The organism is Desulfitispora alkaliphila (assembly GCF_050433185.1).
In the GTDB taxonomy this organism is placed as follows: Bacteria; Bacillota; Desulfitisporia; order Desulfitisporales; family Desulfitisporaceae; genus Desulfitispora; species Desulfitispora alkaliphila.
The window spans coordinates 68,295-94,575 of sequence record NZ_JBNPXS010000003.1 but is presented as its reverse complement, the minus strand read 5'-3'; the positions used below and the strand labels follow the sequence as shown (position 1 = coordinate 94,575).

The 26,281-nt window shown below is 38.6% G+C and carries 27 protein-coding genes, 1 pseudogene and 1 riboswitch; of the genes and pseudogenes, 17 read left to right on the top strand and 11 right to left on the bottom strand.

All coding sequences use genetic code 11. The features are described 5' to 3' along the window. The first annotated feature begins 37 nt into the window (after positions 1 to 37). Positions 38 to 199, top strand: a complete 162-nt coding sequence (gene rd / locus GGQ84_RS02105) for a rubredoxin (RefSeq protein WP_429158499.1) — start codon at positions 38 to 40, stop codon at positions 197 to 199. A gap of 56 nt (positions 200 to 255) precedes the next feature. Then, a complete protein-coding gene (locus GGQ84_RS02100) occupies positions 256 to 822 on the top strand; it encodes a GDSL-type esterase/lipase family protein (protein WP_429158496.1) in 567 nt (188 codons plus the stop codon). 4 nt (positions 823 to 826) lie between these two features. On the opposite strand, the gene serC is transcribed toward GGQ84_RS02100, so the two are convergent. Further along, positions 827 to 1,918 carry a 3-phosphoserine/phosphohydroxythreonine transaminase gene (gene serC / locus GGQ84_RS02095; RefSeq protein WP_429158493.1) on the bottom strand — a complete coding sequence of 364 codons (1,092 nt, stop codon included), beginning with the start codon at positions 1,916 to 1,918 and terminating at the stop codon, positions 827 to 829. A 74-nt stretch (positions 1,919 to 1,992) separates the two neighbouring features. Next, complete coding sequence (locus tag GGQ84_RS02090) at positions 1,993 to 2,550, bottom strand: hemerythrin domain-containing protein (protein ID WP_429158490.1); 558 nt, start codon at positions 2,548 to 2,550, stop codon at positions 1,993 to 1,995. Between the two features lie 105 nt (positions 2,551 to 2,655). Between GGQ84_RS02090 and GGQ84_RS02085 the strand changes: the two genes are divergently transcribed. Continuing rightward, the gene (locus GGQ84_RS02085; protein ID WP_429158648.1) at positions 2,656 to 2,784 is read left to right on the top strand and encodes an ATP-binding protein; all 129 of its coding nucleotides are present in this window, start codon (positions 2,656 to 2,658) and stop codon (positions 2,782 to 2,784) included. Between the two features lie 49 nt (positions 2,785 to 2,833). On the opposite strand, the gene GGQ84_RS02080 is transcribed toward GGQ84_RS02085, so the two are convergent. Next, the gene (locus tag GGQ84_RS02080) at positions 2,834 to 3,424 is read right to left on the bottom strand and encodes a BsuPI-related putative proteinase inhibitor (RefSeq protein WP_429158487.1); all 591 of its coding nucleotides are present in this window, start codon (positions 3,422 to 3,424) and stop codon (positions 2,834 to 2,836) included. 233 nt (positions 3,425 to 3,657) lie between these two features. Here GGQ84_RS02080 and GGQ84_RS02075 point away from each other — a divergent pair, with 233 nt between their 5' ends. Then, complete coding sequence (locus GGQ84_RS02075; RefSeq protein ID WP_429158484.1) at positions 3,658 to 4,698, top strand: tetraprenyl-beta-curcumene synthase family protein; 1,041 nt, start codon at positions 3,658 to 3,660, stop codon at positions 4,696 to 4,698. A 7-nt stretch (positions 4,699 to 4,705) separates the two neighbouring features. On the opposite strand, the gene GGQ84_RS02070 is transcribed toward GGQ84_RS02075, so the two are convergent. Continuing rightward, a complete protein-coding gene (locus tag GGQ84_RS02070) occupies positions 4,706 to 5,692 on the bottom strand; it encodes a polyprenyl synthetase family protein (protein WP_429158482.1) in 987 nt (328 codons plus the stop codon). A gap of 89 nt (positions 5,693 to 5,781) precedes the next feature. Between GGQ84_RS02070 and GGQ84_RS02065 the strand changes: the two genes are divergently transcribed. Beyond that, a complete protein-coding gene (locus tag GGQ84_RS02065; protein WP_429158479.1) occupies positions 5,782 to 7,419 on the top strand; it encodes a CoA-disulfide reductase in 1,638 nt (545 codons plus the stop codon). On the opposite strand, the gene GGQ84_RS02060 is transcribed toward GGQ84_RS02065, so the two are convergent. From GGQ84_RS02060 to GGQ84_RS02050, 3 genes are read right to left on the bottom strand one after another with little or no spacing between them, the layout of a single operon-like run. Beyond that, complete coding sequence (locus GGQ84_RS02060) at positions 7,406 to 8,083, bottom strand: DUF881 domain-containing protein (RefSeq protein ID WP_429158476.1); 678 nt, start codon at positions 8,081 to 8,083, stop codon at positions 7,406 to 7,408. The two genes, GGQ84_RS02065 and GGQ84_RS02060, sit on opposite strands and share 14 nt — an antisense overlap. Positions 8,084 to 8,093: 10 nt before the next feature. Next, positions 8,094 to 8,441 (bottom strand): small basic family protein, encoded by a 348-nt coding sequence (locus GGQ84_RS02055; protein WP_429158473.1) that lies wholly within the window; start codon positions 8,439 to 8,441, stop codon positions 8,094 to 8,096. Continuing rightward, positions 8,441 to 9,178, bottom strand: coding sequence for a DUF881 domain-containing protein (locus tag GGQ84_RS02050; protein WP_429158470.1), 738 nt, complete (start codon positions 9,176 to 9,178; stop codon positions 8,441 to 8,443). Before GGQ84_RS02050 ends, GGQ84_RS02055 begins: the two co-directional genes overlap by 1 nt. Positions 9,179 to 9,375: 197 nt before the next feature. Here GGQ84_RS02050 and cdaA point away from each other — a divergent pair, with 197 nt between their 5' ends. From cdaA to GGQ84_RS02000, 10 genes and pseudogenes are all read left to right on the top strand, one after another. Continuing rightward, positions 9,376 to 10,194, top strand: a complete 819-nt coding sequence (cdaA, locus tag GGQ84_RS02045) for a diadenylate cyclase CdaA (RefSeq protein ID WP_429158468.1) — start codon at positions 9,376 to 9,378, stop codon at positions 10,192 to 10,194. Positions 10,195 to 10,196: 2 nt separating this feature from the next. Further along, positions 10,197 to 10,943 (top strand): CdaR family protein, encoded by a 747-nt coding sequence (locus GGQ84_RS02040; protein ID WP_429158466.1) that lies wholly within the window; start codon positions 10,197 to 10,199, stop codon positions 10,941 to 10,943. Further along, positions 10,906 to 12,520 (top strand): annotated as a pseudogene (locus GGQ84_RS02035) (NAD(P)/FAD-dependent oxidoreductase). The gene GGQ84_RS02040 and the pseudogene GGQ84_RS02035 overlap by 38 nt, the downstream one beginning before the upstream one ends. A gap of 16 nt (positions 12,521 to 12,536) precedes the next feature. Next, the gene (glmM, locus tag GGQ84_RS02030) at positions 12,537 to 13,874 is read left to right on the top strand and encodes a phosphoglucosamine mutase (RefSeq protein ID WP_429158464.1); all 1,338 of its coding nucleotides are present in this window, start codon (positions 12,537 to 12,539) and stop codon (positions 13,872 to 13,874) included. 274 nt (positions 13,875 to 14,148) lie between these two features. After that, entirely contained in the window at positions 14,149 to 15,981 is a 1,833-nt protein-coding gene (gene glmS / locus GGQ84_RS02025; RefSeq protein WP_429158462.1) for a glutamine--fructose-6-phosphate transaminase (isomerizing), read from the top strand. Positions 15,982 to 16,149: 168 nt separating this feature from the next. After that, a complete protein-coding gene (locus tag GGQ84_RS02020) occupies positions 16,150 to 16,752 on the top strand; it encodes a hypothetical protein (protein ID WP_429158460.1) in 603 nt (200 codons plus the stop codon). A 293-nt stretch (positions 16,753 to 17,045) separates the two neighbouring features. Continuing rightward, a riboswitch (cyclic di-GMP riboswitch) is annotated at positions 17,046 to 17,128 on the top strand. Positions 17,129 to 17,323: 195 nt separating this feature from the next. Then, the gene (locus GGQ84_RS02015) at positions 17,324 to 17,950 is read left to right on the top strand and encodes a diguanylate cyclase domain-containing protein (protein WP_429158645.1); all 627 of its coding nucleotides are present in this window, start codon (positions 17,324 to 17,326) and stop codon (positions 17,948 to 17,950) included. Then, the gene (locus tag GGQ84_RS02010; protein WP_429158457.1) at positions 17,937 to 18,365 is read left to right on the top strand and encodes an EAL domain-containing protein; all 429 of its coding nucleotides are present in this window, start codon (positions 17,937 to 17,939) and stop codon (positions 18,363 to 18,365) included. Before GGQ84_RS02015 ends, GGQ84_RS02010 begins: the two co-directional genes overlap by 14 nt. A 412-nt stretch (positions 18,366 to 18,777) precedes the next feature. Beyond that, complete coding sequence (locus GGQ84_RS02005) at positions 18,778 to 20,784, top strand: methyl-accepting chemotaxis protein (protein WP_429158454.1); 2,007 nt, start codon at positions 18,778 to 18,780, stop codon at positions 20,782 to 20,784. Between the two features lie 53 nt (positions 20,785 to 20,837). Next, positions 20,838 to 21,335, top strand: coding sequence for a chemotaxis protein CheW (locus GGQ84_RS02000; RefSeq protein WP_429158452.1), 498 nt, complete (start codon positions 20,838 to 20,840; stop codon positions 21,333 to 21,335). A 252-nt stretch (positions 21,336 to 21,587) separates the two neighbouring features. On the opposite strand, the gene GGQ84_RS01995 is transcribed toward GGQ84_RS02000, so the two are convergent. Further along, positions 21,588 to 21,947 carry a hypothetical protein gene (locus tag GGQ84_RS01995; RefSeq protein WP_429158449.1) on the bottom strand — a complete coding sequence of 120 codons (360 nt, stop codon included), beginning with the start codon at positions 21,945 to 21,947 and terminating at the stop codon, positions 21,588 to 21,590. Between the two features lie 127 nt (positions 21,948 to 22,074). On the opposite strand from GGQ84_RS01995, the gene GGQ84_RS01990 reads away from it, so the two are divergent. Then, a complete protein-coding gene (locus GGQ84_RS01990; protein WP_429158446.1) occupies positions 22,075 to 23,232 on the top strand; it encodes a substrate-binding domain-containing protein in 1,158 nt (385 codons plus the stop codon). On the opposite strand, the gene GGQ84_RS01985 is transcribed toward GGQ84_RS01990, so the two are convergent. Genes GGQ84_RS01985 through GGQ84_RS01975 form a run of 3 tightly spaced genes read right to left on the bottom strand, consistent with a single transcriptional unit; the run spans position 23,221 to position 25,508 of the window. Then, positions 23,221 to 23,967, bottom strand: a complete 747-nt coding sequence (locus tag GGQ84_RS01985) for an ABC transporter ATP-binding protein (RefSeq protein ID WP_429158443.1) — start codon at positions 23,965 to 23,967, stop codon at positions 23,221 to 23,223. The genes GGQ84_RS01990 and GGQ84_RS01985 overlap by 12 nt on opposite strands. After that, positions 23,960 to 24,667: an ABC transporter permease gene (locus tag GGQ84_RS01980; protein ID WP_429158440.1), complete on the bottom strand. Its 708-nt coding sequence runs from the start codon at positions 24,665 to 24,667 to the stop codon at positions 23,960 to 23,962. The genes GGQ84_RS01985 and GGQ84_RS01980 overlap by 8 nt, the downstream gene beginning before the upstream one ends. Before the next feature lie 10 nt (positions 24,668 to 24,677). Then, positions 24,678 to 25,508 carry an ABC transporter substrate-binding protein gene (locus tag GGQ84_RS01975; RefSeq protein WP_429158438.1) on the bottom strand — a complete coding sequence of 277 codons (831 nt, stop codon included), beginning with the start codon at positions 25,506 to 25,508 and terminating at the stop codon, positions 24,678 to 24,680. Between the two features lie 209 nt (positions 25,509 to 25,717). Here GGQ84_RS01975 and GGQ84_RS01970 point away from each other — a divergent pair, with 209 nt between their 5' ends. Then, on the top strand, positions 25,718 to 26,101 hold the full coding sequence (locus GGQ84_RS01970; RefSeq protein WP_429158436.1) for a carbonic anhydrase: 384 nt from the start codon (positions 25,718 to 25,720) through the stop codon (positions 26,099 to 26,101). The last annotated feature ends 180 nt before the right edge of the window (positions 26,102 to 26,281 follow it).

Sequence of the window (26,281 nt, the reverse complement as noted above, 5' to 3'; positions counted from 1 at the left end):
TACTTGGATAAATGGTGAAGTGAGGGGGGTGGTAAGCATGGATAAATACGAATGCACAGTATGTGGATATGTATATGACCCTGAAAAAGGAGATCCTGAAAATGGTGTTGATGCAGGAACTGCCTTTGCGGATTTGCCAGGGGATTGGGTTTGTCCTATTTGTGGAGCTGGGAAAGAAGTCTTTGAAGTTTCTAAGTAATAAAATTATCTGAGAACAGTGCTCTGCACTGTTCTTTTATTGGAGGTAATTATATAGTGAATGCTTATGAAAAACGCATAATTTTTATTGGAGATAGCTTAACTGTTGGGTCAGAAGTTGCAGTTAACAAAAGGTGGACAACTATTGCTAGTAATAAACTGAAATCAGATCACATTAATATGGGTATAAACGGTGATACAACTTTGGGTATGGTCTCGAGATTTGACAAAGAGGTAGAAGCAGTTAATCTATCCCACCTGTTTATAATGGGTGGTACAAATGATATCTGGTGGCAGATAGAACCTAAAGTAGCAATAAGTAATATAATGACTCTAGTAGCCCATGCTCTACACAGAGAAATAGCGCCAATTGTAGGTATACCCTTCAATATCAATCCTAAAAGAGTCTCGAAAGAGTGGAGTAGAGAGCTGGATTTAGACCATATCTATAAACAGATGGAGCAATATCAAGATGATTTAAAGCAGGGTCTAAAGCTTCTTGGGATTCCTTATGTAGATTTTAGTAGTAATCCTGAAGTAATTGATTGCTTAGATGATGGTTTGCACCCAAATGAAAAGGGCCATCATTTGATGGCCCAATTAATAACTCCAGATTTACTTTAAGAAATTACTTGCTATGCTTAGCCTTAAAGTCTTCCATGAATTTAGCTAGAGCAATACAACCTTCCTTGCTCATTGCATTGTAAATGGAGGCTCTGATACCACCAACGGAACGGTGTCCCTTTAGGCCAACTAAGTTGTTTTCAGCAGCTTCTTTAATAAACGTACTTTCCAGTTCGGAATCTGCTAAACGGAAAGTGGCATTCATTAGAGATCTATGTTCTTTTTGAGCATGACCCTGGTAAAAACCATCACTGTTATCAATGGCATCGTAAATAAACTTTGCCTTTTCCAAGTTGAACTGGTTAACTGCATCTAAGCCACCTCTTGCCTTAAGCCACTCAAGCACTAACTTTAATATGTAGACAGCAAAGGTAGGGGGGGTATTGTACATGGAATCTGACTCAGCCATTAGGTCATAGCGACTCATGCTAGGTAAAGTTTCAGGAACTTTTTCTAATAGGTCTTTGCGAATTATAACAAGAGTAACTCCGGAAGGACCTAAGTTTTTCTGAGCACCTGCATAGATTAAGCCAAACTTGCTAACGTCCATTGGCTTGGACATAATATCACTAGACATGTCAGCTACTAACGGAACGTCTCCTGTATCAGGGTATTCATTCCATTGGGTTCCAAAGATAGTATTATTAGATGTAATGTGAACATAAGTAGCATCTTCACTTAGAGTAAGCTCATCTTGACTTGGGATGTAATTGTGGTTTGCTTCCTTAGTATTTCCAGCCACATTTACATTACCTAATTTGACAGCTTCTTTATATGCTTTGTTAGCAAAACTTCCAGTAACGATATAGTCAGCTGTTTTATCTTCAGTCAAGAAATTTAAAGGCACCATGGAAAACTGAGTACTAGCACCACCTTGTAAAAATAATACACGATAGTCATCTGATATATTGAGAAGTTCCTTGCAAAGAGCTTCGGCTTCATGTATAACTTGCTCAAACTCTTTTGAGCGATGGCTCATTTCCATTAATGACATACCTTTGCCATCATAGCTCAACATTTCCTCTTGTACTTTTTTCAGGACATCTAATGGCAGAGTTGCAGGCCCTGCACTAAAATTAAAAACACGATTTGACATGATTTTTCCTCCTTGTAATGCAATTGTTTTCATTCTATTATAATTAATATACAACAGCATTACAACATGAAATTTTAAATATTAGCACGGCTGTAGATATCTTGAGCAAGAGCGATATAACGTTTTCTTATGGTGGTATTTTCTTCATTGGCCTCAATTTCAGTAAAAGTTTGCTCTAAGCTTTGAAGAATTTCTTTATCTAAAACCTTTTCGCCCATTTGGTAGATAACATTATCCTCTTTATGGATGTGGTCTGTAAGCAAGTTTACATATGCAATGGCATTGGCCACTATATCTAATTTTGCATCCTTAAAACCAGTTTCATGTTTTTTGATGGCTTCTTCTAAATTAGAAATATACGATCTTCCTAAATCGTGCTCCAAAAGCATTCCTACAATAGGACCCGTGTTTTTTTGGTAATTTTCTACCTGTTCAATTTTATTAAACAGGTAATCCTCTTCTTTCTGGTGATGGTATTTATCTGCGTAATTTCTAACAAAATCAATAACATCTCGAAGTAATTCTGGGTCTACCCTCTTCCCCTCTACAACGTCTAAACAGTGTTTGCGAATAGCTTTCAGCACCTTCTTTATATGCACATGTTCATCAACTAATATTTGGATTGGATTCATCCACTAAACACCTCCATACCTATAGCATGTGAAAAAGTTCTTCAATATATGAGTAATCTATTTAGAGGAATGCAAATTATTATGTAGAAATTAGTACCAAGATTTATTGAAAACGGGACGGGGTTAGGTTTAGCTATTGTGTACCAATACGTTGTAGAAAACAGGGGAGATATTAATGTAGAAAGCAAAATAGGAGAAGGGACTACCATGCATGTATCCTTCCCTGGGGAGTGAAGATAATTATAGAAAACCTGTAGCCGTCTTGGTTACAGGCTTTCTATAATTATCCAGTTATTCTTATACGCAAGGTTATCTCTCTTCCGCGAAGCTCTTCAGCAACATTTACTCCTGAGACAAAAAACACTCCCGGTGTTACCAGATTACCTTCATTTGTGCGTTGATCCCAGGTTGCTCTAAATACTTGGGATTGACCAGGTTCCAAAACTCTTCTCTCTATGGCAGGGCCAAATGCGCGATCGAAAGCCCAATCCCAGATGGGCCTTCCAGTTCTACTTCTACGCACAAGAAAATTAAATCTCTGTGTAGTACGGTAGGTAAGCACAACAGGTCTATTAGAAATGTTAGTTTTAATTAGTGTAAGCCGAACAGGCTGTTGGCGGCGATAAAGCATTCTATCTGTTATAAACACATAGAGCAAGTTTCCTACGATCCGTGTTGTTATATTTTGCATGGGTCTAGGAGAAGGTACTGTTGGTGGTAAAAATGCTATAGGTATGCGAATAACGATACGAGTAGGAAGTCTGCCGGGATTTGGGAGTTCGTTAACTGCTAAAATTTCATCCACGGTGACATCAAAGCGCTCTGCTAGTGTCTCTAAATTCTCACCTGCTTGCACTTCGTGAGTGAAGAACATTGAGTTTCCCCCCTTTTTATACGTAATGATTGAATAGTGTAATTTATTATATGCTCTATTACTGGCTTTGGTTTACGTATACTTTATTTTTAGAATACAATTATCAAATATTTACCGAAGCATAGTTGTATTTTTGTTTAAAACATGCTATTAGAGCAGATAATGGTAATAGAGAATGTTTAGAGGAAATTTCATCTAAATTCAGAATTTACATTAAGAGAGAGGGATGCTAAATGCACTTACTAAAACAAATACTCTTTGTAAGTAAGTTTGTAAAAGATGTTTTTCCAAAGGTAGATAATGAGTTAGACCGTTGGGCTCAACTGGGTGCGGCTTGCCCTGATACTGTGTTGGCAGATCAAGCTATGGCCAGCATTAGGGCCAAAAAGTTTCATTGTCAGGGTGGAAGTGTATACGCCTTGCATCCCCAAGCCCATGAAGAGCATGTGTCTTTTATAGTGGCGCTACAGACGATTAGCGATTATTTGGATAACTTGTGTGATCGGGTGGGATTTGAAAGTGAAGAAGGGTTTCGTCAGCTACACAACTCTTTTTTGGATGCAGTGGACATAGAAAGGACTCCTGGAGATTACTATGCCCATTACCCTCATAATGAGGATGGGGGTTACTTAAAAAGTCTGGTCCACGAATGCAGAAGCTACATGAGTAAATTGCCATCTTATGGGCTGGTAAAGGAACACTTACTCTTCTTAGCAGAGTTATACTGTGACTTACAGACATACAAGCATCTACATGTTAGTGTAAGGGAAAATTATATGGAGCAGTGGATAGAAAAGCATCAACCCAAATATCCTGACTTACTACCCTATGAATTTGCCGCAGCAACTGGCTCTACTCTGGGCATATTTATGCTCACTGCAGCAGCCTCAAACCCTAATCTTACTGCGGAGGAAGCTAATAAGATTAAGGAAGCTTATTTTCCATGGATATGTGGCTTACACATACTGCTAGACTATTATATAGATCAAGAAGAGGACCAAAAAGAGGGAGATTTAAATTTTGTTTTTTACTATAATAGCTCTAGTCAGTGTCATGACAGGCTTGAGTATTTTGTGAAGAGAGCTAAAGAAAGTACAGCACTTCTTCCGGAACATAGCTTTCACAACACTGTTGTTGAGGGGTTGCTTGGTATGTATCTATCAGATCCCAAAGTAGCCACTAGAGATTGCTCTCAGATAATAAAAGCAGGCGGAAGCAGAGCAAAGTTACTGCATCGCCTGTGCAAAATATTAAGATATAGTGGCAAGCTCTAGATAACTATTATTTTTTTCTTTTTAAGGCCATATGGGCAATACTTATGAGTACATCCCTATGAGGATTTGCGGGTATCCTATCTAAGGCTCTATTTGCCTGTTGAATGTGCTGGAAGGCTTTTGTTTCACTAGCCTTTAATGCACCAGTTTCTTGTAAAGCTTTTAGTAACTGCTGTTGTGACACCAAAGCTAAACATTTATTTTTTAAATGATCTTTGAGCCAGGGTCCATACTTTTCATCTTCTAATAGGAGTAAAATGGGCAAAGTTAAAATTCCTTGAGACAAATCATTACAAGCAGGCTTGCCCAAACTAGAATCGCTACCAGTATAGTCTAAGATGTCATCGGCAATTTGAAAAGCTATGCCCAGATTTCGCCCGTATTCGCTAAGAGCTGCAATTTCAGCCATGCTGGCATTAGCGGCCAGAGCACCTGCTTGACAGCAAGCAGTTATAAGCTTACCTGTTTTTTTGTCAATACGGTCAATGTAACTACTTTCATCTTGTGACAAGTCAAATGAACTGTTTGCCTGACATATTTCACCGTCACACATGTCACTGATTGCTTTTACCATTAGAGAGAGGGATTTATACTGCTTAGCTTCAGCCAATAATCTGAAGGCATTAGCAAAAAGATAATCGCCAGTAAGCACTGCGGTCTTATTACCATGACTGCTATTTATAGTTTCAGCACCTCGACGACTATGGGAATTGTCAATAATATCATCGTGGACTAAAGAAGCCATGTGAATGAGCTCTGCAGCTACAGCAATTGCAATCAAGTCCTGTGTCTTTGCGCCGCAGCTCTTACCTGAGAGCAATACTAACAAGGGACGTAGCCTTTTACCCCCAGATTTAAGCAGACTGGTGCATAGCTCTTGGGTGATACTTTCAGATACTAATACATTGTGGAGCTCTTCTTCTACTTGTTTTAGCTCAGGCACAATATCTGTCAGTTCAACCATAGTTTTTTCTTGCACTAGTGTGTTAGTCATTAAAGTAACCACCTTTTTAGTAATCTAATATTATTTGGTATTATTGCCTTGTACGGCATTAAAAATCCACTTATTTGGAGGTGTTTTATTTGAAGGTACTAATAATCGGAGGTGTAGCAGGAGGAGCTTCAGCTGCAGCTCGGTTGAGAAGGCTGAAAGAAGATGTGGAGATCGTTATGTTTGAGCGAGGAGATTATATCTCTTTTGCTAACTGTGGACTACCATACTATATTGGAGGTTCAATTAATGAACGCAAAAAGCTTTTAGTACAAACCCCTGCAGGAATGGGTAAAAGATTTAACATGGATATTAGGACAAATAGTGAAGTAGTAAAAATAAAGCCAGAAGAGAAAATTGTAGAAGTAAAGAATGGTAAAACTGGTGAAAGCTACGAGGAATTTTACGACTATTTAATTTTATCCCCAGGCGCCAATCCTGTAAAGCCGCCAATACCGGGAATAGACCAAGATAACATTTTTAGTCTGCGCAGCTTAGATGATACTGATAGGATAAAAGCGCACATTCAAACATCCCATCCCCAAAAGGGAGTGGTGATTGGGGGTGGATTCATCGGTCTAGAGATGGCGGAAAATATGGCCGATGCGGGTATGGAGGTAACCTTAGTGGAAGCTGCCAATCAGGTGATGGCGCCTTTGGATTTTGAAATGGCAGCCATTGTGCACAAGCATTTAAGAGAGAAGGGTGTAAAACTATTTTTAAATAATAGTGTTAAATCACTGGAGAACTCTAAGGTAACCCTTGCAGATGGAACCCAGAGGGATTTTGATTTAGCTATTTTAGCTATTGGTGTACAGCCTGAGTCAAACTTGGCCAAGGAAGCAGGACTAAAGCTAGGTAATAGGGGTGCTGTCATTGTAGACAGTTACCTACGTACATCTAACCCTTATATTTATGCAGTGGGTGATGTTATTCAAGTGCAGGATTTTGTCACAAAGACCGATACCTATGTTCCTTTAGCCGGTCCAGCTAATAGGCAGGGGCGAATTGCTGCAAATAACATAGCTGGCTATATGGAAGCTTATAAGGGCACCCAAGGAACTAGTATTGCCAAGGTATTTGATTTGACAGTGGCGACAACTGGTGTAAATGAGAAAACTCTTCAGATACTAGGGATTCCATACCAAGTATCCATAACAAATAATGCCTCTCATGCAGGTTACTATCCAGGAGCAGTTCCCATGAACGTAAAGCTTATCTTTAATGAAAGGGCAGAGATATTAGGGGCACAAATAGTAGGAGTAAAAGGGGTAGACAAGAGGATAGATGTTTTGGCTACAGCTATAAGAGCAGGGATGACTGTATACCAGCTAGAGGATTTAGAGTTAGCTTATGCCCCACCCTATTCATCGGCAAAAGATCCAGTGAATATGGCTGGTTTTGTAGCAAGTAATATTTTAAAAGGAGATGTAGACGTAATCCACTGGCATGAGTTACATCAAGTTAAAAATGACCCTGAGCTATTTTTATTAGACGTTAGAACTGATAAGGAATACAAAGATGGGAGAATAGAAGAAGCTTTGCACATTCCCATAGATCAGCTAAGAGGGAAGATAGACTTAATTCCTAAAGATAAGGAGATATTGATTATTTGCCAAACGGGTTTACGCTCCTATATAGCAGCACGCATTTTGAACCAAAGGGGATATAGAACTAAGAATCTTTCGGGAGGATTTAATATATATGAAAAGGCAACTAGCGAGAGCTAGTTGCCTTCTTTTTCCCAGGCAAGATAATTTCTTTATCCTGACGTATTTCAGGATAAATATTGTACAGGGTATTTAGGTTATCAATAATTCCACCGGGAAAAGTAAGTCCTTTTTCTAAAGTGTGAGGGTCGCCGATGGCATAAATGATAACAGGATAGAGCACACTTCTTCCGTTAACCATAATTTCAGGTGCATCCCTAGAAATTTGGTCATAAATAGTAGTATTAGTTCCAACTCGAATATCATTAATTGCAATGGCTTCAGCTCCTGTTGCCCACAGTTCGTTTATGATATCAACCAAATCTAAATACAGAAGGTGAGATTCGCCGGTTATGGTGACCGATATACCAGGTCCCTTAATGGGTACGGAACCACTAGCAATTTGCAGGCGTTTTAGCTCTGCTTCCATGCTTTCAACAAGTGCTTGTTCTGCAGTAACATTGTCAAGGTAACTGCGTCGTTCCTGAAGTAAATCTGAAATTTCATCTTCTAGCACATTGCGTTTTTCGTGTAAGTTGCGCATCATTGCTACTAAGTCTTCGGTTTTTTGCATAGCAAGTGCATTTTCCACATCCTGCTGTACTTTATACTGTACCGATAGAAAAAAACCTAATATCAACATTGTAATTGTCAAAGGTACTTTCCAGTGCTTATTATTTCGCATATGAATTTTTTCACCTCTCGTTAGTAGTACGCTTTAATACTATAATACGACGAATACCTGCTAAATTTTGAAACAAGCGCACGCCAAAAGCGAAAACTGCAGCTAGATACAATTCAACCCCCAAGCGGTCTCCCACGTAGGCCAAAAAAGCAGCAAGGAGAGTGTTAGTAAAAAAACCAGTCAAAAGAATAGTACTGTCGAAGGAGTCGTCCATTACAGCCTTAATTCCACCAAAAACTGAATCTAATCCTGCTAAAAGAGCTACTCCCAAATATTTGGCATAAAAGACAGGTATTTGAAAAGTAAAAATAGATCCTAGAATCAAACCAACTATAAGACCAAGAATAGGTAACCACATTAGGCGTCAGCCTCCTCAAATATTTCTGCATAATTGTATCTATAACTACCGCGATAAGCGTTAATAGTCAACTCATCTTGTAAGTTAATTTCAGTGGGAAATCCCCTGTTGGTTAGATAATTTAGTTCACTGCTATTGTTAATAGCGTATTCAAGTTGCCGCGGGTTCCCTATTAACTTGATTTCGTAGGGCGGAGCAAGCCTGGTAGTATTAACCAAGATTACTGTCCCCACGCAGCGGATATCAGTACTTGCTACTACTCTATGATTATTAATAGAAATAGCGTCTGTAGTATTTCGAATTTCATTAATAAAGTATAGTAAATTCTTATAATGAATAATGTAATCATCTGGATGATATCTATCTAAGCCCTCAGCTCTAGCACTTTCTGCACCAGACACATTGTCGTCAATTGTAATGACAACACCTGATCCAGTAACTTCTGTTAATCCTAAGTCGGTGCGAAGGATGCTTAATTCACTTTGAAGACTCTCTAGGGCATATTGCCCAGTTGTGAGATCTTCCTGAAAACTTTTTATGGACTGTCGCAGAGTATCGATTCGATCCTCCATTGAGAAGGTCTCTTCCTCTAGTTCCTTTATCATAGCAACTAATTCATCTTTCTCATTTAATTCTGTATCAGCCATATTGGATTGCACTTGAAGCTGTAGCGAAATCAAGAAGCCCGATATGAGACAAACTAGTGTAACAGTTATCTGCCATTTTTTCAACTGCACTCCATTTCCCTCCTATTTGTAAATGATACTATACTATTTTGGTAATAACTAATTATAACATTTGTGAAAAACACTAGCTAGCTTTAAATTTAACCACTAAAGCAGAAAATCCTTTTTTATACAGATAAAGGATTTAGATTTATGTTGTCGAATTAGTTTATTTTAACGTAGGGATTATGTTCCAAAGGGATGATGCCATGTTTTCACAATTAATCTATTTAAAGAATAACCCAGCTATGATAATTGTTAATATAATTGACATTCTAATCGTGGCTTTTGTTATCTACAAGTTGATGATGCTTATCAAGGGCACTAAAGCAGTGCAGTTGATAAAAGGACTAGTAGTGTTGTTAATTGCCTCTACCTTTAGTAGTCAGTTGGGATTAAACACTATAGATTGGCTCTTGAATAATATCTGGACTATGCTCTTTGTTGCATTGCCAGTGGTGTTTCAGCCAGAGCTGAGGAGAGCATTGGAACAACTGGGGCGAGGCAAGTTTTTTGTAAAACCTTATAAGTTAATGAACAAAGAAGATATAAGTGATTTGGTAGATGAATTGACCAGAGCGGTACAAGTACTTGCTAAGAATAACACCGGGGCATTAATTGTCATTGAAAGAGAAACGGGGCTAGGAGACTTAGCTGATTCAGGAACTAAGTTAGATGCAGCGGTTTCTGCGGAGTTATTAGTAAATTTATTTGAACCCAAAAGCCCTTTACACGATGGAGCAGTAGTTTTAAGAGGTGACAGAATTTCGGTAGCAGGTGCGTTTTTACCTTTAGCAGAAAGTGTAAGTGTTAGTCGTGCCCTGGGGACAAGGCACAGAGCAGCTGTGGGTATAACTGAGCAATCTGATGCAATTGCAGTAGTGGTTTCTGAAGAAACGGGAATTATATCAATTGCCAACGAGGGTCAGCTATCTCGTTATATAGAGATTGATACCTTAAAGGAATTACTTATTGGTTTTATGTCTGAGAGTAAGAGCAGTATTTTTGAACGGGGAAGGAGAAAGTAATAGTGAGCAACGGGTTTAAGCGCAATCGGACATATAAAATATCTGCAATATTATTGGCTGTGCTCCTGTGGGCATTTGTCAATAGTCAGACAAATGTCCAAGTTGAAGATGTATATAGCAATGTGCCTGTTGAAATCAGCGAGTTAGGTGAGGGCTTAGTAGTTACAAATCGTCCTCCAGGGGTACAAGTGCGAATACAGGGTTCTAGGTCGGCATTGGCAAATTTATCGTCTCAAGATATTAGAGCTATTGTGGATATGAGGGATGTATCCCCTGGCAATAATATCTTAGCCGTTAATGCTATTGTGCCCTCAGGAATAGAAATAGTATCTATTAGACCTTCTCAGGTTAACTTAATAGTGGATTCTGTAGAAGAGCGTAAGTTTCCAGTTAGTATTGAGTTAGTAGGAGAATTTCCTGAAGAACTAAATTTGGCAGAACCCTTGGTTAAACCTGAAGAGGTATTTGTAAAAGGTGCAAGAGAGACCTTAAATCGAGTTGATAGAGTTATTGTTACTGTGGAACTAGATGATCAATTGGAAAGTGATCAAACTCTAAACCTGCCACTAGAAGTAGTAAACCAAGCAGGTGTTGCCATGGGCAATTTAGTGGAAACTAGACCTCAATGGGTTGAGGTGTTTTTTCCAATAGCATATAATACTCCTGATGAGGAGGCTGAAGATGACGAAAGAGATGACGAAGTTACAGATGATGAAATTACAAATGAACCAAGTGAAGCTGGAGATTGATAACTCAAATTATACGGATTTGACTGCAGCTATTGCAAAAAGATTAGGTGTTAAATCAGAAGTAATCAAAGACTTGAAAATTCTAAAAAAATCCATAGATGCCCGTAAAAAACCTCAAATCTTATTTATATTTAACGTACAGTTTGAGGTGGAGAATAAATATATTACTAAAAAAGCCCTAAAAGATAAAAATATAATAAAAGTCGAAGGGGAAAGCACAAATAACAAAATAATTGTGGGAGATAAGCCTATGCGCCATAGACCGGCTGTCATAGGGGGCAGGTCCTGCTGGACTTTTTGCCGCCCTGATACTAGCAAAGAATGGCTATAAACCAATTCTTCTAGAACGGGGACGGGATGTGGAAGCTAGAACTAAAGATGTGCATCAGTTTTGGAAACAGCGAGAGCTTAACACAGATTCAAATGTCCAATTTGGCGAAGGTGGGGCAGGTACTTTTTCCGATGGTAAATTGACTACTAGAACTAAAGATGTGAGGATCAGAAGAGTCTTAGAAGAGTTGGTTTCTGCTGGAGCACCTGTGGAGATACTCTTTGAACAGAAACCACATTTGGGGACAGATAAATTGAGCCATATTGTAAAGGAGATAAGAGAAAAAATAATTAACCTAGGTGGAACAGTGAGATTTAATTCAAAAGTAACGGATATGGGGATAGAAAAAGGCGTCTTAAACTCACTCACAATAAACCAGGGAGAGCATATACTGACAGAAAACGCTGTATTGGCAATAGGTCATAGCGCTAGAGATACCTTTGAACTACTGGAGAAAAAGGGATTAGCCATAGAACAAAAGCCACTTGCTATGGGAGTAAGAATAGAACACCCTCAAGAACTGGTAGATAAATCGCAATACGGCCATATGGCAGGACATCCGAAGTTAGGAGCTGCGGATTATCAGTTAGTTTATAAAAATCGAGACTTAGAAAGGTCAGCTTTTACCTTTTGCATGTGCCCAGGGGGGCAGGTGGTAGCTGCTGCCTCGGAACACAACACAGTTGTTACTAATGGAATGAGTCACTTTAACAGGGATACCGGTATTGCAAATAGCGGTTTAGTAGTTTCAGTGAGCACAGAGGACTTTGGCAATAAAGGGCCCTTAGCTGGAGTTAGCATGCAACGGCAGTGGGAGCGGGCAGCCTTTAAAGCTGGAGGAGCAAATTACGCTGCACCTGCGCAGACTGTGGGAGACTTCTTAGATGATAATACAAGTGGTGAGATAAATGGTACGGTAACGCCCACCTATATGCCTCAGGTGGAGCCGTATAATTTAAATGAGCTACTGCCCAAGTGGACCTGTGAAATGCTACGAGGGGCTATTGAAGCCTTTGACAAAAAGCTAAATGGATTTGCAGCAAGAGATGCGGTAATGACGGGAGTTGAGACTCGAACTTCGTCCCCAGTGCGCATAACAAGAGGAAAGGACCTCCACTCTGTTAACATTAAGGGTATTTACCCTACAGGTGAGGGAGCAGGGTATGCTGGGGGGATTGTCAGTGCGGCAGTAGATGGTATTAGAGTAGCAGAGGCGATTATTAGTCAATATAATAGACCAAATTGAAAGGGGTTTTGCTTTAATGGGTAAACTTTTTGGAACAGATGGAGTTAGAGGAGTAGCAAATTCAGAATTAACACCTGAAATGGCTTTTCAGTTAGGAAAAGCGGGAGCTCAAGTTTTAAAAAAGGATACAGAAAATCCAGCTATTATCATAGGTAGGGATACGAGGATTTCAGGTGGTATGCTAGAAGCGGCATTGACTGCAGGGATTTGCTCTGTTGGTGTAGATGTGATTTCTGTAGGTGTAATCCCTACACCGGGAATTGCCTATCTTACTAGGACCCACCAGGTGATGGGAGGCGTTATGGTTTCTGCATCCCATAACCCAGTTGCCGATAATGGGATTAAGTTTTTTGCAGAAAACGGGTTCAAACTTTCAGATAGTGTAGAGGATCAAATAGAAGAGCTACTTCAGGTAGAAGTTGACAAAGATAATGTGCCTATAGGAGGAGAGGTGGGAGAAGTTAGAGCTTATCCTGAAGGAGTTCAGGAATATGTCAACTTTCTTAAAAATACAGTAGAAGCTGATTTAAGCGGAGTAAAAATTGTACTTGATTGTGCCAATGGGGCAGCTTACCAGGTAGCACCACAAGTTTTTGAAGAATTAGGAGCAGAGGTAATAAAAACGCATTGTGAGCCCAACGGTCTCAATATCAATCACAACTGTGGCTCTACTCACCTAGAGAGCTTACAGGACAATGTAGTTAAATACGGTGCTGATTTAGGTTTAGCCTTTGATGGGGATGCTGATCGGGTTCTTGCAGTAGATGAAAAGGGTGAGGTAGTAGATGGAGATCAGATTTTAGCAATTTGTGCTTCCAACCTTAAAGAGCAGGATTTATTAGCGGAGAACCTACTAGTTGTAACAGTTATGAGTAACTTAGGCCTTTACCAAGCCTGCGAAAGACTGGATATTAGCGTTTCCCAGACAAAAGTGGGCGATCGCTATGTACTAGAGGAAATGCTCAAGAGTGGAAGCATATTGGGTGGAGAGCAATCAGGTCACATTATTTATCTTGAGCACAATACAACAGGAGATGGGGTCCTAACAGGACTATTATTATTAAGCGTAATGACCGGGAAGAAAGAGAACTTAGCCCAATTAAAGGGTGTAATGGAGAAGCTGCCACAAGTTTTGGTAAACGTGACAGTAAAAAACAAGAGGAATTTAGACAAAGTAGCGGAAATTAATAATGTTATAGAAGAAGCTAAAGCTCAACTAGATGGTCGAGGAAGAATTTTAGTGAGGGCATCGGGAACTGAACCCTTAGTTCGAGTGATGGCAGAGGGACCAGATATGGCAGAATTAGAAGAAGTAACAAATAAGATTGCCGCAGTAATTAAGCAAAAGGTGTAATAGTTTTGGCTAACCAATGGACCACAATTGGTTATGGGCAAGGGGTGGGCACTAAGTAAGAGGAGGTGAATCTGGAGATTTTATTTTAAAGCGCCAGGACCACAAATATAGAAGTGGTTGACGAGGTGGAGGTTTATCGATTTTCGGCGGATGCCTCCCGGCTCAAGCAAGCTAGAGTCGTAAAGGGCACTACAAAGCTTCTGAGTAATTGGAAGGACAAAAGGTGTCCTGTAGGTAAGCAGAGTTGTTTATAACCGACAGGAGGATTTAATATATGTGCGGTATTATGGGATACATTGGTTCTAAGGAAGTAGAACCAATACTTTTAGATGGATTGAGTAAGCTTGAATATAGAGGTTATGATTCTGCAGGTATTGCTGTAGTAAAAGAAGGAAAAGTGAAAATAGAGAAGAAGGAAGGTAAACTTAAGATTTTAGAAGAGAGGTTGAAAGCCAAATCCCTTAAAGGGAATGTGGGTATTGGTCACACTAGATGGGCGACTCATGGAAGTCCTTCAGACAAGAATTCTCACCCTCATAGCGACTGTAGTGGCAAAATTGCTGTTGTTCACAATGGTATTATTGAGAACTACCTTTATTTGAGAGAATGGTTACAGAGTGAAGGACACAATTTTACTTCAGAAACAGATACAGAAGTTTTACCTCACTTAGTAGAACACTACTATCAGGGCAATCTGCAAGAAGCAGTGCAAAAGGTTTTGACAAAAGTGGAAGGGTCCTTTGCTTTTGCTGTTTGTTGTGAAGATGAACCAGATAAATTAGTTGTAGCACGGCAGGATAGTCCACTGGTGCTGGGATTGGGAGATGGAGAGAATTTTGTAGCATCTGATATCCCGGCAATTTTAAACTACACTAGAGATACCTATATTCTAGATGATGGACAAATGGCTGTGGTAACTGCCGATGGAATAGAGGTTTTTGATTTTAAGGGCAATGAGGTAGATAAGAAAATATTTAGGGTGAAGTGGGACGCAGCTGCAGCTGAAAAAGGCGGATATGACCACTTTATGATTAAAGAAATACACGAGCAGCCTAAAGCCATAAGAGAGACGCTTACTGGGAGAATATCAGAGAATAAATCTTCAGTTTTATTTGACGAAAATGTAGCACTGACAAAAGAGAGGGTAAGCCGAATTGACAAAATTGCCATAGTGGCCTGCGGAACTGCTTATCACGCAGGGTTAGTGGGTAAGTACGTAATGGAAAAGACTTTGCACATACCTGTAGAAACAGATATAGCATCAGAGTTTAGATATAGAGACCCATTGATAAACAAGAGAACTTTGATGATTGTAATAAGTCAGTCGGGAGAAACTGCTGATACACTAGCGGCTCTGAGAGAAGCCAAGCGAAAAGGGGCAAGAGTACTAGCCATAACTAATGTTGTGGGAAGCTCTGTATCTAGAGAGGCAGACGATGTTATCTATACTTGGGCAGGTCCTGAGATTGCCGTGGCTTCAACAAAAGCATATATTACTCAGCTCGCTAGTCTCTATTTAGTTGCAGTATATTTGGCAGAAAAGCTTGGTACTATGGATGCACAGGTGAGAAAGAACTTTTTACAAGAGTTAGAGCAGCTTCCTGAAAAAGCAGAGCTTGTTTTACAGGACGAGGAGAGAATACAAAAGTTAGCTAAAGAATTTGTGGCTTGGGACGATTCCTTCTTCATCGGTCGCAGTCTAGACTATGCTGTAGCTTTAGAAGGATCTTTGAAGCTAAAAGAAATTTCCTATATTCATGCAGAGGCCTATGCGGCAGGTGAACTGAAACATGGGACATTAGCACTGATTGTGCCTGGGATACCTGTGATGGCATTGGTAACTCAAGAGGATATATATGAGAAGACAGTAAGCAATATTAAAGAGGTAAAAGCTAGGGATGCTTTTGTTACAGCAATCGCATTTGAAGGTAGAAAAGAAATAGAAAAGGTTGTAGATCAAGTTATCTACTTGCCTCGAACAACCACATTATTAGCACCTATATTGACAGTAATCCCACTACAGTTATTAGCCTATTACGGTGCAGTTGAACGGGGAGAAGATGTGGATAAACCGAGGAATTTAGCTAAAAGTGTGACTGTGGAGTAAATACAATCGCAATATTTATATCAAAAAAACTTCACTTGATAGAGTGAGGTTTTTTTGGTAGTTTTATTCTAATCATTCTATAATTTCGCTAAAATGTTTGCTAAACTACATTTGATGGTCAATGTGAAACAAAGATTAATAATATTTTCAGCAAGGAGGGAAGCTTATATGAAGATAAAGAATATGTTGTTACTGGGATTAATGATATTAATTGCTTTAACAAGTGGCTGCTCAAGAAATGCGGCACCGACAGTCGTATATGATTACGATATTCAAGAAGCGACAGTTCTGATTGACGAAGTTGAATGGCTGAGTGCTTGGTTACAGACACAGGATGTAATATTACGAAGCGATGCAGAAAAGTTGATTGCACGATTCAACGAAGTCCTTAGTTATGCTGGCAAAAATATTATAACGATAGCAATGACTGATGGAGCAGACTGGGAAAACAGCAGTTTAGAAACACTTTCTTTAGGAAACAGTTATATTCACCCAACAATTTATCACGAAGGTGTTTATGTCGTTTCTGCAACAGAAGAACGGACATGCGAAACCTCAGAAGATACTGGGGAATGTACTACACATTTTAGTACATTAGTAATCCGAAAGGAATATTCAGGTAGCGACGACAAGCTAAAAGACTGGTATTTGGAATATATCTTTACTAAACGCAGTCATGATGGTGACTGGAAGTTTGTTTCTTATAACGGCATATACAATGTAGAGGCGAATTTGGCGCTGAAAGAGTCTTTTTGGGAAATTAACTATTGATACAGAGTATGAGCGTTATCTTAGGAGGTTCGCATGACACATCATTCTTATTTATCGATAAAAACAGGAGGAATTAGAAAGCCATTGTTGCAGATTTCAACCAAGATGTGGACGCAATTAGAAATTCTTGCGACACATTCTCTATATGATGTGGCACAGTTGATGTATTATGTGATGGGGAATCATTTTAAAGAAAATATTGATATAAAAACAAAAATATGGTATATTGCTATGTGTGCACGAAACAGGACTAAAGTACCATTTGGTGATATTTTAAATATGCGAAGTATAACTATTGATAAAGGCAAACCACTCGAAAGGGTGGGACGCAAAATCATGGGTCTAAGGCGTAAGCTACGATTGCCAGATTGCCGAGGTTATTTGCAGTATACTGTTTACCTGGAAGCCTTTATGGTTCCTTTTTTTTGTGGGAATACATTTGCAGAGTATATCTAATGGGGGATAACCGTGAGTGAAATATTTATAAGATGTATAAATAAGCATGACAACTTAACAGGGTTGCCTAACAGATACTTTTTTGTTGAAAAGTTAAATGAGCTAATTAGCATTAATCAAGGGTGCTGTTATTATAGTTAATATTGATAGGTTTCAGTATTTTAATAACAGTTATGGCCATATTTTTGGAGACCAAGTGCTGATCAAAGTTGCTCAGATTTTGCAAAAACTAGAAAGTCACCAGGTATCAGTTTATCGGCTTAGTGGAGATGAGTTTATACTTCTTTACGAAAATACATGTGAATATGAAAAAATCAAGACATTAATACAGATTGAAGAGAAAGGATTTAATATAAGATGCTCAATAGGTATTGCATTATATCCGAAAAATAGTAGTAATCCTATAAATTTGATTCGGTATGCTGATTTTGCAGTTCGAAGTGTCAAAACAGAACCCCATAATAGTTATGCATTTTATAACAACACTATGGGGGCCCAATTAGATGAGAAGAAACAGATAGAAAAATGGCTACACGAAGCATTACTGAAAAACGACTTTAAAATGTTGTATCAGCCTAAGGTTTGCGTGGATGATGTTAATATAACAGGGTTTGAAGTATTGCTTCGAATAAATGGAAGAAACATCTCGCCAGCTAAATTCATTCCAATTGCCGAAGAAGTTGGTTTGATTATTAAAATAGGACGGTGGGTGACAAGGGAGGCTGTTTATGGCTACAATTGACCCTTCATATATAGAAATCGAAATTACTGAAAACCTTTTTATTGAAAAGGAAGAGATGACTATTGAATTTTTAAATCGTTTAAAAGAGATTGGAGTAAAAATATCTTTGGATGATTTTGGTAAGGGGTACTCATCATTAAACTATTTAACATATCTCCCTATTGATTTAATTAAGTTGGACAAGTCCTTGTGTGATAAATATCAAGAATCATTAAGCATGAAAGTAATAGTGGGTATCGTTATGCTTGCGAAAAGCTTAGGAATTCAGGTCGTTGCTGAAGGAATAGAGACAGAGGAACAATATAAGCATATAAAAAATACTGGGTGTCATTATGCTCAGGGGTATTTTTTCAGTAAACCTCTGAATATTCAAGATGCAGAAAGACTTTTTCTAAAACCTGATAGTCTATGTTAGTAAGGAAACGTATTTCTTTAGGACCGAATATTTGTTAACCCCATATAGCACACAACTCCCAATAATCCTGTCTACAAATGCAATAAAATACAACTTCTCTATCTTCCGATTGCCAGATTGCCGGGGTATATACTGCGAATACGTTTTCCGGGCGCCTTTAAGGGTGTTTTTTTTATTTGATTAATTCAATTAAAGAACAGAGAACTTTTTAAGGAAAAGGGGTGAACTTAACCAATCTGGGAGATAAACTCTTCATTTACTGGAGGTGCAGGGTTATAGCAAAACTACGGATTTGTTGAACTAATAAGCATGATATTGTTGATTTTAGAAAAGAGAATATTTTGTTACAAAATCTGTGAATTATTTAGAGGAGAGCAAAATTTAAAAATAGTTAGAAAGCCGGAGGTTGGATATGAAATTTAATTTAGCTAAACAAATTTCTTTATACATAGGTGTTCTTGTGTTAGTTGTATGTTTAGGAATGGGGTTAACTGCATATAAACTCAGCTCAGATGCCCTCATCAATGAAGCCGACGATGCCCTAATGCTTCTAGCAGAAGAAGGAGTTAACAATATTGAAGCTGTTATTCAAGGCAACTTTAACACTTTAGAGACAATTGCTAATAGAAATTCAGTAAGATCAATGGATTGGGAAGAGCAATTAGAGCCATTGCAAAATGAATTTCGCAGGTTAGAAAATAGAGGTTATTTAGGAGTGGGTGTTGTTTTCCCAGATGGAAATACTAGATATGTTGATGGCTCGGAAGCCAATTTAGGGGATAGAGATTATGTTCAACGAGCTTTTGCGGGAGAAACTAATGTGTCTGATGTCATTAATAGTAGAGTAACAAACGAAGCAGTACTGATGTATGCCACTCCAATTTATGATTTAAACGGAGAAGTAGGAGGAGTCTTAATAGCTCGCAGGCCGGGTGATGCATTAAATGATTTGACGGACCAAATGGGTTATGGTGAAGAAGGCTACGCCAATATCATTGGATCCGAAGGCACCTTATTCTCCCATCCCACGAGGGAATACGTAATGGATCAAAGAAATGCTATAACAGAAGTAGAAAACGATGGAGAATTAAAAAACTGGGGGATGGCAATACAAGAGTTAGGGTTGGGAAATAGTGGTGTAATTACCTATGAACTACAAGGGTCTGAAATACATATGGGTTTAGCTACATTTTCATCAACAGACTGGACCCTAGGGGTCGTAGCTACAGAAGCTGAGCTTTTAGAGGGATTAAATGAGTTAAGGACTTATATAATTATTGGTTCTATAGTATTCTTAATTTTGGGAATTGGGTTTGCTTTATTTGTAGGTCGCTTAATAGCTACCCCTATGACAGAAGCTGCTAATTTTGCCACTACCATGGCTTCTGGAGATTTAACCCAAAATGTTTCCGAAAAATATTTAGCACGAAATGACGAAATAGGGGAGTTATCCAAAGCCTTTAAAATTTTAAATCAGAGTTTCCAACAGACTATTGGAGAGATACAATCTACTGCACAGGAACTAGCGGCCTCTAGCCAACAAATGTCAAGTGTGTCTGAAAGTTCCTCAGCAAACATGGAAGAGGTATCGGCTTCTACTGAGGAAATATCTGCAAGCCTAGAAGAGGTATCAGCATCCTCAGAACAGGTTTCTGCATCCAGTGAAGAAATGAATACATCTACTACCGAATTAGTTACTAATATGAAAAAAGGGAATCAGACAGCTAGGGAAATAGAAGAAAAAGCTGTAAAAATACAAGGGGAAGTAGTAGATAGTCAAGAAAAAGCTACTAGAATCTATAAGGAACTAGACAGTCGACTAAAAGAGGGGATTGAGAAAGCCAAAATTGTTAATGAAATTTCTTATATGGCGGATCAAATTGCAGGCATTGCTGAACAAACCAATTTATTAGCGTTAAATGCCGCTATTGAAGCAGCTAGAGCTGGAGAGCAAGGGAAGGGATTTGCTGTAGTAGCTGAAGAAGTTCGTAAGTTAGCTACAGATTCTACTGAAACAGTAACAAATATTCAAGGATTGACAGAAAAGGTCCAAGACAATATAAAATCCTTAATTGAAGACACCAATGAATTATTAAAGTATATGAACACTGACGTTGATGGTGACTATAAAAAGTTTTTAGAAACAGCAGAAGAATATAAAAAAGATGCTAATACATTTTACAGCTTAACAGATAACGCTTCTCAAATGGGTGAGAAAGTATTAAATTCAGTAAGTGAAGTATCTAAATCAATCGACGAAGTGACCCAAACCATATCACAAAGTGCTGAAGGTGCTAATCAAATAGCTCAGGGAACAGATGAAACATCCAAATCAATGGTGGAAATTAACAAAGCTTCAAATAGATTAGCTAATATGAGTGAAGAACTAACTAATTTGATAAGTAAGTTCAAAGTGTAATCTTTTAAGCTTTGTGTGTTATGAGTACCAAGTAAAAATTAAGGGGGATCTATGTGACTGAAAATCAGCTGGTTGTTTTTCAATTAAAAACAGAGAACTCTACTCAAGAGTTTGGAGTAAATATTAACCAGGTTCATGAAATAAACAGGCTAACTAGTCCGACTAAGATACCAAATTCGCCTGATTTTGTGGAAGGCGTAATAAACTTAAGAGGCAAAGTCATTCCAATTGTAGACATTAAAAAGAAATTCCATATGGGAATGATAGAATACAATGAAGAGACGCGGATTATTGTTATAGAAGTATCAGGGCAGACGGTAGGAATTGTAGTTGACTCTGTATCAGAGGTGCTTCGCATTTCCGGCGATGCTATCGAACCACCACCGACTTTTATAGGGGGAATTGGTTCCGAATACATTACAGGAGTGGGTAAGCTGGAGAATAGGCTTTTAATTCTCTTGGATCTGGATAAAACCTTTAGCTTAGGCGAAAAAGAAAGGTTAGAAAAAGCTACAAATTATAATGAAAAAGACTTAGCCTTTAGCAGTTAATCAATTTATATTAAATAACAGTGACAAGAGCTTCTCTAACCTTTGGTTTAGGTTAGAGGAGCTCAACATTTAACATTAACGTTTAAAGCCTATCAACACTGTCAATTAAAGAAGTACCCGTATTCATTGTTTTTGACAATAAGGGAGAAATATTTAGAACTTACGATATAGAGAATGAAGCAGTTGGGTTTATGAAATCTGATTTGTAGTAAGTCGCATCTTCTTTAAAACGTGCAGCAAAAGCCTGTCTCGTCAAGTTGATCTATTACCGTCACGAATTCGATCTCTTAGTTCATGAACTTTGACTATGACCCAGGTAGAAATAGGAACTATCAAAATAAGAAAAGGTATAAGTGCTACTCGTTCGGTTTCTAAGTCATAAAAAAAATAACCATATAGCGAATAAGAAATATAGCAAAATGCTGTTATCAGCAGGGATATAAACCTAGCTTTCAAGAAGTACGGGCTTTCAGCCATGTACATTAGTTCTTTTTCAACTTTAAACACTTTATTTTTAATGACAAATGCAATTATAAAAATAAAAACACCGGCAATTAACATATTCCTTATGGCTTCATAGTTTACCATTAAGTTATATTCCTCAGTACTCAAGGAATCACCTCCGACAAAATGTTAAAAAGATATAACTATATTATAACATGAGTCTACTTTCATGCATGTAAGTGAAAGGAAAAATAATATTTTTATAGAATAAGGGTTTTAAGAACATGGGATTTAGGTGATAAAATTGGAAGGTAAAAAAACTACAGACTTCAAAATATCTATCGATTTAAGAGATGAAAAGAAGCTTTCAGGAGATCACTTATTTCATCTCTTAGAGAAGATTAATTCATACGGCTCTATTCGTCAAGCTGCTACCCATTTAGAGTGTTCGTATCGCTATGCTTGGGGACTTATTAAAAGGGCTGAAGAAAAATTGAACATGAAGTTAGTGGAAAAAAAGGTAGGTGGTCAGGATGGTGGTGGTGCCTTTCTTACCGATGAAGGGAAGGAACTGTTATTACAGTTTAAGCGCTTTAAACAAGAAGTAGATGCCCAGCTAGAGAACTTTGTGGGGAAAGCAATACCCATTAAGGGGTACTACCAGAAAAGGGAGCAGGAAGCAAGACCCAAGACACTGTTGTTGGCAAGTACTATTGAGCCTGTGGAGACCGGGTTATTAGATGTACTTGAGCAAACATTTTATCAAGAAACAGGAATTCTAGTTAGGCATATAGGGGTTGGGAGTAGTATGGCCTTAGAAATGGCTAAAAGCGGTCGAGTAGATATGACATTGACCCACGCTCCAGAACTAGAGGATCAGTTTATAAACCAGGGGTGGGGAACTATTAAAGTTCCAATTATGACTAATAATTATGTTTTAGTGGGTCCGACCAGAGGAATAGTGGGTAATAATGAACTAGAAGAGAAAAAATCAATAGTTGATATATTCAGGGTTATTTCAGAAAAAAAAGCTCCTTTTATAAGTAGGGGAGATGCTTCGGGGACTCACTTGAGGGAATTGCGCATTTGGGAAAAAGCTGGGGTTACTCCTCAAGAGAAGTGGTACATGAAATGTCCTGGGATTGCTGGTAACTTGGGGACACTGCACTATTCTGTTGAAAGGGAAGCATATACGCTTATAGATTATGCCACCTATTTAATTGCAGGGGATAAGAACGGAATGGAAATAGTCTATGGAGCTGACAAGGGTAACCAAGATGAAGACCTGAAGAATGTGTTTTCAGTAGTTACAGTTAACCCTGAAATGGTTCCAGGAGTAGAGTGGAATGAGGCAATTTCCTTTACTCAGTGGCTACAAGGTCAAAAATGCAAAAGTATTATTTCTAGCTTTGGCATAGAGAACTATGGAAGAGCGCTTTTTTTAGTATACTAACTTACCAGAGAGAAAATCTCTGGTTATTTTATTTTTGGGACGGTTGAAAAAGTCGTCGGTTGTGCCAATTTCGGTGAGCTCTCCCTTGTACATAAGACCGATTCTGTGGGCAAGCCTTTGGGCTTGGAAGATGTTATGAGTCACCATGATGATAGTAGCCTTATTTTCCCGTACATACTTTACTATCATTTTTTCGATAATATCAATATTTGTAGGATCCAAGTTTGCTGTGGGCTCATCTAAGAGCAAAACTTTGGGGTTAAATACCAGCGCTCGAGCTAATGCAACCCTTTGTGCTTCACCACCAGAGAGCTTATCAGCTCGCTGCTTCACAAAGTTTTCTAAGCCTAGCTGCTTTATAATTTTGTGAATAGAGATTTTCTGCGATTCACTTATACTTACACCACGAATTTTTAGGGGATAGACAATATTGTTCCAAACGGAAGTTGTCATAAGTGCTGGGCGTTGAAACACGGTAGTCATCAAACGCAACTTTTCTAAAGCAGGCTTGGTAGGGACCGGATACTTGTCGCCAATAAACTCAACTACACCCGAATCGCTGTTTTCGATAAAGTTAAGAATCCGGAGCAAAGTGCTCTTGCCTGCCCCGCTAGGGCCTACTAGGCACAATATTTCTCCTGAGTAAATGTCCAACTGGGGGATTTGCAATACTGTTCTGTTCTTATATGATTTTGATATATTATCTAATGAGTAAACAGAAGTGGAATCAGTCATTTCCAGCAATCTCCTTTTTCTGCAGATGCAGCATAGCTAAATTTATTATAAATGTAAGAGATAAAAGTATTATACCAAAAGCGATAGCTAAGCCAAAATTACCTCGGCGAGTCTCTAGGACAATAGCTGTAGTCAGAACTCTAGTGCTTCCTTCAATGTTCCCACCCACCATCATTACAGCACCAACCTCAGATATAATTGTACCAAAGCCAGCAATAATAGCCACTAAGATACCCAGTTTTGCCTCCTTCAAGGTGGCCCAGGTAGCTTGAGTCTTAGTTGCTCCCAAAGATTGAAGCTGGCGCAATAGGTTTTTGTCTACTCCCATAACAGCTGTCATAGTAAAGCCGGCTACTAAAGGGAAGGAAATAATCGTCTGTGCAAAGATCATAGCTTTGGGTGAAAATAGCCAACCTAGCTCGCCTAGAGGGCCGCTGGCTGACAGCAGTAAGAACACAAAAAGACCAATAGCTACAGGGGGAAACCCCATGCCAGTATACAACAGAGCCATAAAAAAGGATTTACCTGGGAAGTTGGTCAGAGCGATAAAGGCTCCTAGGGGAATACCTATAAAAGTAGCAAAGATTAGGGCTGTGCCCGAAACCATCAGAGAAGTAGCAATAATATTGTAAACTTTAGGGTCGAAGGTCAATAATAGAGTGATCCCTTCTTGTACTCCTGTCATCAGCGATTGTTCCATAAATATTACCTCACTTAAATAGTTTGTATAGCGGTTGCCCGTATTGGTCCTTTCCGAATTCCCTAATTCTCTCCTGGATTTCATCAGATAAGAAAAAATCTACCAGTGCTTGCGCCCCTTCATAGTTTATGCTGGAAGCACTTTCTGGATTTACTGGAATTATCCCGTATGGGTTATTCAGGTTCTCGTCTCCCTCAAAAGAAATTTCCATGTTGGGCAAATTGTTTTGCATTGCCAAGTAGGTTCCTCGGTCAGTCAGGGCATACGCTTTCATTTCATTGGCAGTAGTCAGAGTTTCACCCATTCCCTGCCCTAAAGATTTATACCAAGCTTGGCCTTCAGTATCAATGTTGGCTATAGCCCATAGGTCCATTTCCTTGGTGTGAGTTCCAGAATCATCTCCTCTGGAGACAAAGTCAGCGTTAGCTTCTTGGATAGCTATTAAGGTATCAACTACGCTATTTTGAGAATGAAGCTCTGCTGGGTCTTCTGTGGAGCCAACTATCACCAAGTCGTTATACATAACATCATAGCGCTCAGTTCCGTAGCCAGCCTCCACAAACTCTAATTCCAGCTCTAGAGCGTGAACCAATAGTACATCTGCATCGCCTCGTCGACCAATTTCTAAGGCTTGGCCAGTTCCCACTGAGATTATTTGCACATTGTAATTAGCTTTATCTTCAAATATTGGTATTATGTCATCTAAAAGCCCTGAATCATAAGTACTAGTTGTAGTTGCCAGTCGAAGGGTTTCAGTGGCCTCTTCATCAGAACCTGTGCATCCTAATAGAAGTCCTGAAATCATAAGTGCAATTAAAATAAATGGTAGATACCCTCTCAATATAAAAACTCCTTTCAAGAGTGTTATGTTCAGAAGAACACATCGCTATACAGATACTAGTTCTCCATAATAAACTAAATTCCTGCTAAATAATTTTTTCTAAGTGTAATGCCGTTTTGGAGTAGAAAAGATACGTTCATTGTGTATAGCTTTTTAAAATTTAAATTGTTCAGCTCTATCATTCGTGATAAAATAAATAGGGGTGAGCTATGAGTAACGTAAAATTTGCTACGGCAATTAATTGTATTGACGGAAGGGTTCAACTACCAGTAATAGAATGGTTACTTGAACAATTTGAAGTAGACTATGTAGATGTAATTACAGAACCAGGGTGCGACAAGGTTTTAGCAGAAAGAAGTAATCACTATGCGTTAGAAGCTATAAGAAAAAGTGTTAACATATCACTTAATAAACATCAGTCAAAAGTTCTTGCTGTAGCTGGACACTACGATTGCGCAGGAAACCCAGTATCTAAAAATGAGCACCTACAACAAATTATGCTTGCTGTAGAAACAGTTAAATCATGGGATTTGCCAGGTGTAGTAATAGGGTTATGGGTTGACGAAAACTGGAAAGTTCATAGAGTTGCATAGTTAACCCCCTTTTAGGGGATAATCGATTAAATATGGTTAGCTGGCGTTTTTGCAATGCTCGGATTTGCTATGTTTTTTCTTTCTGTTTCATGGTTAACCATTGATGAATTGGTATTATATCAGTAGTGTCGCTGATTGGTTTGTTGTGTACATTTCTTTTATATAGAAAAAGTAGCATGT

What these genes read in the sequence shown, in the direction of transcription:
- GGQ84_RS02060 (WP_429158476.1), bottom strand. Translation starts at nt 8,083, where the DNA reads ATGCGAAATAATAAGCACTGGAAAGTACCTTTGACAATTACAATGTTG.
- glmS (WP_429158462.1), top strand. Translation starts at nt 14,149, where the DNA reads ATGTGCGGTATTATGGGATACATTGGTTCTAAGGAAGTAGAACCAATA.
- GGQ84_RS02005 (WP_429158454.1), top strand. Translation starts at nt 18,778, where the DNA reads ATGAAATTTAATTTAGCTAAACAAATTTCTTTATACATAGGTGTTCTT.
- glmM (WP_429158464.1), top strand. Translation starts at nt 12,537, where the DNA reads ATGGGTAAACTTTTTGGAACAGATGGAGTTAGAGGAGTAGCAAATTCA.
- GGQ84_RS01980 (WP_429158440.1), bottom strand. Translation starts at nt 24,667, where the DNA reads ATGGAACAATCGCTGATGACAGGAGTACAAGAAGGGATCACTCTATTA.
- cdaA (WP_429158468.1), top strand. Translation starts at nt 9,376, where the DNA reads ATGTTTTCACAATTAATCTATTTAAAGAATAACCCAGCTATGATAATT.
- GGQ84_RS01985 (WP_429158443.1), bottom strand. Translation starts at nt 23,967, where the DNA reads ATGACTGATTCCACTTCTGTTTACTCATTAGATAATATATCAAAATCA.
- GGQ84_RS02020 (WP_429158460.1), top strand. Translation starts at nt 16,150, where the DNA reads ATGAAGATAAAGAATATGTTGTTACTGGGATTAATGATATTAATTGCT.
- GGQ84_RS02075 (WP_429158484.1), top strand. Translation starts at nt 3,658, where the DNA reads ATGCACTTACTAAAACAAATACTCTTTGTAAGTAAGTTTGTAAAAGAT.
- GGQ84_RS01970 (WP_429158436.1), top strand. Translation starts at nt 25,718, where the DNA reads ATGAGTAACGTAAAATTTGCTACGGCAATTAATTGTATTGACGGAAGG.
- serC (WP_429158493.1), bottom strand. Translation starts at nt 1,918, where the DNA reads ATGTCAAATCGTGTTTTTAATTTTAGTGCAGGGCCTGCAACTCTGCCA.
- rd (WP_429158499.1), top strand. Translation starts at nt 38, where the DNA reads ATGGATAAATACGAATGCACAGTATGTGGATATGTATATGACCCTGAA.
- GGQ84_RS02090 (WP_429158490.1), bottom strand. Translation starts at nt 2,550, where the DNA reads ATGAATCCAATCCAAATATTAGTTGATGAACATGTGCATATAAAGAAG.
- GGQ84_RS02010 (WP_429158457.1), top strand. Translation starts at nt 17,937, where the DNA reads ATGGCTACAATTGACCCTTCATATATAGAAATCGAAATTACTGAAAAC.
- GGQ84_RS02070 (WP_429158482.1), bottom strand. Translation starts at nt 5,692, where the DNA reads ATGACTAACACACTAGTGCAAGAAAAAACTATGGTTGAACTGACAGAT.
- GGQ84_RS02055 (WP_429158473.1), bottom strand. Translation starts at nt 8,441, where the DNA reads ATGTGGTTACCTATTCTTGGTCTTATAGTTGGTTTGATTCTAGGATCT.
- GGQ84_RS02080 (WP_429158487.1), bottom strand. Translation starts at nt 3,424, where the DNA reads ATGTTCTTCACTCACGAAGTGCAAGCAGGTGAGAATTTAGAGACACTA.